The organism is Nocardia sp. NPDC049190, assembly GCF_040648115.1.
GTDB lineage: Bacteria > Actinomycetota > Actinomycetes > Mycobacteriales > Mycobacteriaceae > Nocardia.
Window position 1 is genome coordinate 23,900 of record NZ_JBEZDE010000054.1, and the last position, 8,072, is coordinate 31,971.

Annotated in this window: 9 protein-coding genes and 1 pseudogene; 3 read left to right on the plus strand and 7 right to left on the minus strand. The window is 64.3% G+C overall.

The window, feature by feature from the left end:
- Window positions 1-88: 88 nt before the first annotated feature.
- Together AB0B25_RS29035 and AB0B25_RS29040 are read right to left on the minus strand one after the other, a co-directional pair.
- Complete coding sequence (locus tag AB0B25_RS29035; protein WP_357186084.1) at window positions 89-958, minus strand: class II glutamine amidotransferase; 870 nt, start codon at window positions 956-958, stop codon at window positions 89-91.
- 176 nt (window positions 959-1,134) lie between these two features.
- Window positions 1,135-1,872 carry an SDR family oxidoreductase gene (locus tag AB0B25_RS29040; protein WP_357186087.1) on the minus strand — a complete coding sequence of 246 codons (738 nt, stop codon included), beginning with the start codon at window positions 1,870-1,872 and terminating at the stop codon, window positions 1,135-1,137.
- Between the two features lie 212 nt (window positions 1,873-2,084).
- Between AB0B25_RS29040 and AB0B25_RS29045 the strand changes: the two genes are divergently transcribed.
- On the plus strand, window positions 2,085-2,378 hold the full coding sequence (locus AB0B25_RS29045; protein ID WP_357186090.1) for a metalloregulator ArsR/SmtB family transcription factor: 294 nt from the start codon (window positions 2,085-2,087) through the stop codon (window positions 2,376-2,378).
- 23 nt (window positions 2,379-2,401) lie between these two features.
- Entirely contained in the window at window positions 2,402-3,406 is a 1,005-nt protein-coding gene (locus tag AB0B25_RS29050) for an LLM class flavin-dependent oxidoreductase (protein WP_357186093.1), read from the plus strand.
- A 4-nt stretch (window positions 3,407-3,410) separates the two neighbouring features.
- Here AB0B25_RS29050 and AB0B25_RS29055 read toward each other — a convergent pair.
- The 4 genes and pseudogenes from AB0B25_RS29055 to AB0B25_RS29070 all read right to left on the minus strand — a co-directional run bounded on the left by AB0B25_RS29055 (window position 3,411) and on the right by AB0B25_RS29070 (window position 6,153).
- Window positions 3,411-3,885 (minus strand): annotated as a pseudogene (locus AB0B25_RS29055) (hypothetical protein).
- A gap of 74 nt (window positions 3,886-3,959) precedes the next feature.
- A complete protein-coding gene (dmpG, locus tag AB0B25_RS29060) occupies window positions 3,960-5,006 on the minus strand; it encodes a 4-hydroxy-2-oxovalerate aldolase (protein ID WP_357186096.1) in 1,047 nt (348 codons plus the stop codon).
- Window positions 5,003-5,908 carry an acetaldehyde dehydrogenase (acetylating) gene (locus AB0B25_RS29065; protein ID WP_357186099.1) on the minus strand — a complete coding sequence of 302 codons (906 nt, stop codon included), beginning with the start codon at window positions 5,906-5,908 and terminating at the stop codon, window positions 5,003-5,005. The genes dmpG and AB0B25_RS29065 overlap by 4 nt, the downstream gene beginning before the upstream one ends.
- The gene (locus AB0B25_RS29070; RefSeq protein ID WP_357186102.1) at window positions 5,908-6,153 is read right to left on the minus strand and encodes a hypothetical protein; all 246 of its coding nucleotides are present in this window, start codon (window positions 6,151-6,153) and stop codon (window positions 5,908-5,910) included. Before AB0B25_RS29070 ends, AB0B25_RS29065 begins: the two co-directional genes overlap by 1 nt.
- A 352-nt stretch (window positions 6,154-6,505) precedes the next feature.
- On the opposite strand from AB0B25_RS29070, the gene AB0B25_RS29075 reads away from it, so the two are divergent.
- Window positions 6,506-7,219 (plus strand): IclR family transcriptional regulator, encoded by a 714-nt coding sequence (locus AB0B25_RS29075; protein WP_357186105.1) that lies wholly within the window; start codon window positions 6,506-6,508, stop codon window positions 7,217-7,219.
- A gap of 259 nt (window positions 7,220-7,478) precedes the next feature.
- Here the strand turns inward: AB0B25_RS29075 and AB0B25_RS29080 are convergent, their stop codons facing one another.
- Window positions 7,479-7,796, minus strand: coding sequence for a flavin reductase family protein (locus AB0B25_RS29080; RefSeq protein WP_357186108.1), 318 nt, complete (start codon window positions 7,794-7,796; stop codon window positions 7,479-7,481).
- Between the last annotated feature and the right edge of the window lie 276 nt (window positions 7,797-8,072).

Below are 8,072 nucleotides of genomic sequence, written 5' to 3' on the forward strand. Positions count from 1 at the left end.
ACGATGGCTACTTATCTACATTCGCAGCGGGTCACCCCTGCGGATGAAATAGCTGATAGCTGACGAGCAATCCAGCGTGTGGCTGCGTTCACCGTGCGGATTGGGATGCGGCCGCACCGGGGCTCAGTTGTGCGAGCGACAACATGTGCCGGGGAGCGGAATCTATGACGGTCCGAGACCGGATATGCAGCTGACTGTCGACATGCAAAAGCTCACCTGGCGCCAGTGCACGCCATCCGGGTTCCGCATCCATCCGCTCGCTGGCCACGACGACGGCCGGATGCTCCGCCAGTTGGCGGCAGTGTGCGCGCACCGTGCCGGCCCGGCCGACATGGTCGAGATGCCGACCGCCGTGCGCACCACCCGCTGCGCGCTCGAGGACGAACAACTCGTGCGTGTCCGGGTATCGCAGGGCCCATAGTTCGGTCGCGGTCGTGAGCACCAGGTTCAGTGCGTACACGGGTAGTCGGTTCGCGACCCACCGCACCGCGTCGGTGATTCCCGCGGTGACATCGCCGTCGTTACGGTCGGTCCGTTGCGTGATCAACGCGAAGAATCTCTCCGAATCCGTCTCGCCCGCAACAAGTTCGAGATAGTCACCGAGTTCGGCGTCCAACTCCGCCAAACCCTGCAGGACCCCGTTGTGGGCGAACAATCTGCCCCGCTGGGTGAAGGGGTGAGTGTTGCGCAAGTTCAGGCCGCCGGTCGAGGCGTAGCGAATATGTGCGACGAACGTCTGTGACTCGCGTTCCCTGGCCTCGCGCCCGAATTCGGCATCGTGGTATGCGGCGATCGGCTGTTTCTCCACTCGCGCAGACCCGTCGGCCGCAAAGGTACCCAAGCCTGTTCCATCGGGCTCCTGTCGGCTTTGTTGCGCGAGACTGTCCGGTGAGTCCAGCAACCAGAATGTGGCCTTGACCCGACACGGCGCGGCCGAGAGTCCGAACAAGCGACACATGTCATCACCTCCATGATCTTCGGGTGACCCGCGGCAGACCTTCCAGCGACTTGGCGCGGGTGCCCGAGCGGTCAGAAGTTTTCAGACGCGGTACCCATCACCATGGTTTCATCTCGAAACCGCCATGGCTCACTTTCTGCTTCGACCGACGATGTCGGCGGGGAAGGGGGAGGTGCTCAGATGATTCCGCCGTTGGCTCGCAACACTTGACCGTTGACCCAGTGGCCGGGACCGGCGAGAAACGCGACGACTTCAGCGATGTCCTGTGGCGTGCCCAGGCGCTCCAATGGCGGCTGTGCGGCCATCCTCGCGATGGTGGCGTCGTCCTTGCCGTCCAGGAACAAAGACGTAGCGGTCGGGCCCGGGGCGATGGTATTGACGGTGACATCTCGACCACGCAGTTCACGCGCCAGGATCAAGGTGGTCGCCTCGACCGCGCCCTTGGTCGCGGCGTACACGGCATATGTGGGCAGCGCCAAGCCGATAATGGAAGTGGACACGTTGATGATCGCGCCCCCTGACCGCACGCGTCGGACGGCCTGCTGATCGACGATCAAGGTACCGCGAATATTGGTGCGGAGCATCCGGTCCATTGCGTCGAGGTCCAGTTCAGCGAGTGGCGCCAAGACCATGTTTCCTGCGGCGTTCACGACGACGTCGACACCGCCGAAGCTCTCCTCGGTGACGTCGAACAGGTTCTGAACTGCCTTTTCGTCGGCGACGTCGGCTCGGACCGCAATCGCTCGGCCGCCTTCTCCGGTGATGGCCGCGACCGTCGCATCCGCCTCGGCGGTGTTGCCGGCATAGTTGACGACGATCGCGAACCCGTCGGCGGCGAGTCGTTCGGCGCTCGCGCGGCCGATACCGCGCGAGCCGCCGGTGACTATCGCAGCCCGTGTCGAATTGGTGTCCATGACTCTTCGGTCCCTTCGGGTCTACCGCACGGTGCGTCTCCGATACGACTTCGACTGTCTCAGTCGGTGCAGATTACAGCCGACGTGGCACGCACCATGGCGACTCGACCGGGCGGGTCTCCTCGTCGGTCGCGCGTGAGCAGTGTCATGGTGCCGACACCCAGCTCGCGGGGTAAATTCGTGAATTAGCGAAATATCGAAGGACGGTACCCGTGCTCGACGAGTGCAAAGCTCTGGCGAACGAGACCCGACTGCGCATCCTGGAATGGCTGAAGGACCCGGATACGAGTTTTCCAGAAAGGGCCGGCGAGACGGTCGAACTCGGTGTGTGTGTCGGGCTCATCCAGCAGAAGGCGGGAACCTCCGCCTCGACCATGTCGGCACATCTGGCGATCTTGCAGCGCGCGGGATTTCTCCGCGCCACCCGGCGGGGGCAGTGGACGTACTACCGCCGCGATGAAGCATCCATCCGCGCCTTCACCGAGCAACTCCACCGCGTTCTCTGACATATCACGAAAGGTGGCGTCCTATGCCTCCCGCTCTATCCATCCTCGACCTCGCGTCGATCGCACCCGGCCAGACTGCGCGCGACAGTTTCGACAACAGCGTCGCACTCGCCCAGGCAGCCGAGCGCAGTGGCTACCAGCGTGTCTGGTACGCCGAGCACCACAACATGCGCTCGATCGCGTCGAGTGCGACGAGTGTCCTCATCGGCCATGTCGCGGCACATACCGACACCATTCGGCTCGGGGCGGGCGGTATCATGCTGCCCAACCACTCGCCGTTGGTGATCGCGGAGCAATTCGGCACCCTGGAGACGCTCTTTCCCGGGCGGATCGATCTCGGCTTGGGCCGGGCGCCCGGCAGTGATCAGAAGACCATGCTGGCGCTACGACGTAACCCGGCGTCGGCGGAGTCCTTCCCACAGGACGTCCTGGAGTTGCAGGGATACCTGATGGGGCGGTCGCGGGTGTCGGGCGTGCAGGCGATTCCGCGGGCTGAAGGGGTGGTTCCGCTCTACATTCTGGGTTCGTCACTGTTCGGAGCGCAGCTCGCCGCGCAACTGGGTCTGCCCTACGCCTTCGCGTCCCATTTCGCACCGGACGCTCTGCACCAGGCGATCGCGGTCTACCGCGACAGTTTCCGGCCGTCGGAGCAGCTGGCCGAACCGTACGCAATGGCCGGTGTCAACGTGTTCGCCGCCGAGAACCACGCCGAGGCCGCCGCGCAGAAGACGATCGCCTACCGAGCCCGGGCACGAGCGATGGTGACCCGAGCCGCGGCGGATGCCGACTTCACCGACGCGGAAATCGACGCGTTCCTGGCCTCGCCGAACGGCCACCACCTCGCGTCCATGACCCGGTACACCGCCGTCGGCACACCGACCGAAGTCTCGGCGTACCTGGACGACTTCGTCGCCGCCACCGGCGTCGACGAACTCATTCTCGCCCATCACGCGACGAACATCGGTGACCGCGTCCGGTCCGTGGAACTCACGGGTGGCGCCATCGCGGCGACCGCGCCGATTCGGTAGTCGGTCAGCCGATTTCCTCTTCGCCCGCCACCACCACGCTGCCGAGGTGGGTGAATTCCGCGACGATCTGTCGACCGGGCTCGACGGAGACGGCGTCGGTCATCCCACCGGTGAGGACGATCCAACCGGCCTCGAGCGCAATCCCGCGTTCCGCGAGCGTGTTCGCGGCCAGCGCCAGCGCCTCACCTGGGTGCCTTACAGCGGCGTCGGCGGCCGTCGACGACAGTGCCGTCCACCGAGAACACACACGCCTCCAGAGCGAGGTCGAGGTCGCGTGGACCCAGCTCGACACCGCCGGTGATGCCCATCCGCTGTTGTTTGGCCCGGGAGGACAGGCCGAGCTTGATGCCGATCACCTTCTCGCCCTGTGCCATGTTCTCTGCGACGAGTTCCGCCTGCACTCGATAGGCGGTGTCGAGATCGAGTTCGGGCCGGTCTTCGGTAATCGGGGTGTCGGTCGGTTCGGAATGCTTCGGAATGCTTCGGAATGCTTCGGCATCCAGCAGCACCGCAGCGGCCGATCAGACCGTCCACGCGGTCGTGGTGTCAGTACTCATGCGTTGGCGACTTCTTTCTCGGCCGTGCGTTGTGCCGCGAGTTCGATCGCGACGTCGATGATCATGTCCTCTTGGCCGCCGACATAGCCGGCCTGGCCGACACGCGTCAGGATTTCGTGAGCCGGAACGCCGTACCGGTGTGCAGCACGCTCGGCGTGCAACAGGAATGAGTTGTACACGCCGTACTTGCCTTGGACGATCGAGTTCCGGTCCGCCACCGGAAGTCTGGGAATGAACGGTTTCGCGACCTCTTCGGCCACCGCGAGGACGGCATCCGAGTCCACACCGGTGTGGATTCCGAGTCGTTCGAAAGCAACGGCGATAATCTCGGTGGGCGAGTTTCCGGCGCCGGCGCCGAGTGCGCACAGGGTGCCGTCGATCTGTCGCGCTCCGGCGCGAACGCCGGCGATCGAGTTCGCTACTCCGAGTGAGAGGTTTTGGTGTGCGTGCACGCCGACTTGCGCATCGATCCCCAACTCGGCGACCAGCGCGGCGACCCGGTCGGCCACATCATCGGGCAGCAGCGCACCGGCCGAGTCGACGACATAGACGCACTGGCATCCGGCGTCGGCCATGATCCGGGCCTGCCGGGCGAGGTTCTCGGGCGTTGTGCGGTGCGACAGCATCAGGAACCCGACGGTGTCCATGTCGAGATCGCGGGCCGCCCCGAAGTGCTGGATCGACACGTCGGCCTCGGTGCAATGTGTGGCGATCCGCGCTACCGAAGCACCGGCGTCATGAGCACGCCGCAGGTCTGCGACAGTGCCCAATCCGGGAAGCAAGAGCACCGCGATTTTTGCGGTTCTGGCTTCCTCGGCCGCGGCAGCGATCAAGGCGATCTCGTCGGTGCCACTGAACCCGTAGTTGAACGAGGAGCCCGACAGGCCGTCACCGTGGGTGACCTCGATGACCGGGATACCCGCCGCGTCGAGACCGCGGACCACATCACGTACCTGGATTGTGGTGAACTGGTGCGAGACCGCATGACTGCCATCGCGCAAGGTGGTGTCGGTGAGACGGACATTGATCCGATCGATACTCATCGAAGCGTCACTTTCTTGTCGGTGCGGGCGGAGGCGAGCAGCTGCGCCGACCGGGTCGCGGCGGCGGTCATGATGTCGAGATTGCCAGCCCACGGTGGGAGGTAATCGCCGTTGCCCTTCACTTCGAGTAACACCGCTACGCGGGCGTTGCCCCGCCAGGCGGGGATGGGATCATCGAACTGAGGGTCGGCGCGCAGCGTGTATCCGGGCACGTATTGCTGCACGTCGCTGACGATTCGGTGGATCGAGTCGGCGATCGCGTCCTTGTCCGAGTCGGGGGCGATGGCGCAGAACACCGTGTCGCGCATGATCATCGGCGGCTCGACCGGGTTGAGAATGATGATCGCCTTACCCCGCTGTGCGCCACCGACGGATTCGATGGCGTGTGACGTCGTCTCCGTGAACTCATCGATGTTCGCCCGGGTACCCGGTCCGGCAGAGCGCGACGAAATGGAGGCGATGATCTCGGCGTAGGCTACGTCGGTCACTCGAGCTACCGCGTGCACGATCGGAATCGTGGCCTGGCCGCCACAGGTGATCATGTTGACGTTCGTGGCATCCAGGTTGCTACCCAGGTTGACTGCTGGACAGAGGAACGGACCGATCGCGGCAGGGGTCAAGTCGATCGCCGTGATCCCCGCTTCCGAATAGCGCGCCGCGTGTGCCTTGTGCGCGGCGGCGGATGTGGCCTCGAAGACGAAATCCGGCAGCTGAGATCGGGCCAGCAGCCAGTCGACGCCACCGGCACTCGCCTCGACACCGAGGTCGCGCGCACGTCTGAGTCCATCCGAATCCGGGTCGACGCCGACCATGTAGCGGACCTCGAATTCATCGGTGCGCTGGAGTTTGACGAGAAGATCGGTACCGATATTGCCCGGACCGACGATCGCTGCGGTCACCATCAGTTCTCCTTGGATCGAGTAGGTGCTGCGAATGTGGCTGTCACGCTGCCGAGGCCGTTGTCGACCGTCGAAATAGGCTCCGCGACAGTGATTCCCGGGCCAATGAGTGATTCGCCCAAAGGTGATCTCTGGTTCACCTTCGGGCTGATGAATCGGTCGACCGGGATCGGCTGTGATTCGAGAGGGAACATGTCGTCGGCGAGATGTCGGTAGTCGGGCTGATCGACGCCGAGCTGGCGCTGCATCGCCGCTGAGGTCAGGCCGACTTTGTGATCTCGGATCCGTTCGACCGGCACGGACCCGGTGCCGAACCTGCTGCAACTGCACCGCGTACGCATCCGCGAGGAGCATTTCCGGATAGCTATCGGCTAGCGGATCGACTGGGTCACCGGAATCGCACGCCTCGAGAAGGGGCGTCGCGATCAGCGCGGGCTCGAGTTCGGTCATCGGAACCTATTGCTTTCGGGTGCGGGAGTTCAATGCAGGTCTAGCGACAATTGCTACTTGGACTGTGCCGGTCGATCCGGTCATACTCAACGAATGAGTCCCGAAGAACGGAACACTTCGCCTTCGGATCCGACATCGGTGGTGCGACGTATGTCGGACCTGATGTCAGCGTTCGGCCCGACCGACACCGACCTCGGAGTCAACGAACTGGCCCGGCGGACGGGCATTCCGAAAGCGTCGGTGTCGAGGCTGGTCAAGGAGATGGAGGCGGTCGGCCTGTTCGAGCGCCAAGGCACGAAGGTGGGTCTCGGTCTGCGATTGTTCGAATTGGGGGAACGCGCGTCCAGACGGCGTTCGGTCCGTGAGGTCGCCCTCCCCTTCCTGGCTGATCTGCGCGAAGCCACCAGGCAGACAGTGCATTTGGCGATTCTCGACGGGACCGACGTGGTGTATGTCGAGATTTTGCGAGGCCGCGACGCACCGCCGCTTCCGTCGGGGGTGGGTGGCCGACTACCCGCGCACGCGACCGGTGTGGGAAAGGCATTGCTCGCAGGCTCACCTCCCGCCGCGTCCGACGCGGTCATTGCCGCGGGGCTGACCCGGCTCGGGCCGCGGACGATCACCGCGCCTGGTCCGTTGGTCCGCCAACTGCGCCGTATTGTCGCGTCCGGGCTGGCATACGAGTTCGAAGAGTCGGCGCCAGGAGTGGCTTGCGTTGCCAGCGCCATCCGGCTCGACGCCCGCCCCATCGCCGCGGTCTCGGCGTCGGGATGGATAGGCAAGGTCGATATTCGTCGGGTCGGTCCGGCTGTGCACACCACGGCATTGAGCATCACGAGAGCGCTCACAGCTGCCAGGGCATAGTCCGGTGCACCGAATTCGTCGCCGTCATCGAATGGGTCGGTGCAGGGTTCACCCTCGGACTGCTCGATCAGACGACGCTGTTGCCACGGGGCAAGAGTTTCGCGCGGTCCCGATACTGACAATGATGGAAGATCAGCGGCGATACCTCGCCGTGCTGTCGAGGCCCGAGGTCGATAACCTGCCCGACGAAGATCGAGTGGTCGCCGCGATCCCAAGTACCCCACTTCTCGCACACGAACTATGCGAGGCTGTCCGCGATCTACGAGCACGCACCATGCAGGTCCATCTCGACCTGGGCGGAACGCCCAGGGTTGCCCTGCGTAGAGTCGGCCACGTCGCCCTGTGCATTGCGCAGAATGCTGAGACCGAAGTATCCGGCGGTCGCTTCCAGAAGCTGATGCATCCGGCCGGGCTTGTTCACGCTGACGGCACACAGACGGGGATCGAGGGAGACCGGGCAGAAAGAACTCGCTGTCATGCCGTGGACGGTGTCGTCATCGCCGTCGGTGATCGTGATGGCGCTGACGCCGGTCGGAAATGTCGCAGCGCCTGACGGAAGCGGGAGCTTCTTGCCCATACGGAAGCGGGAGCTTCTTGCCCATTCGGGACAAATGTGCTGGTGGGTACAGTGCTCACGGGGGTCACTCCTGCTCGATCAGGATTGAAGTCGACGACCGTCGGAAATCGGTGGGATGATTGCCGGCAATCGTGGAGCGATTGGTGTCGAACCTCCCTGGGGTCAATCCGACCGGAAGCTTCTGGGCCGTCCCCCATAGATGAGGCCGCTCGGTATTAGAGTCCTTGTTTGGCCTGGTGAGGGCCGAGAAGGGACACTGAGGGACATGGCAGGACG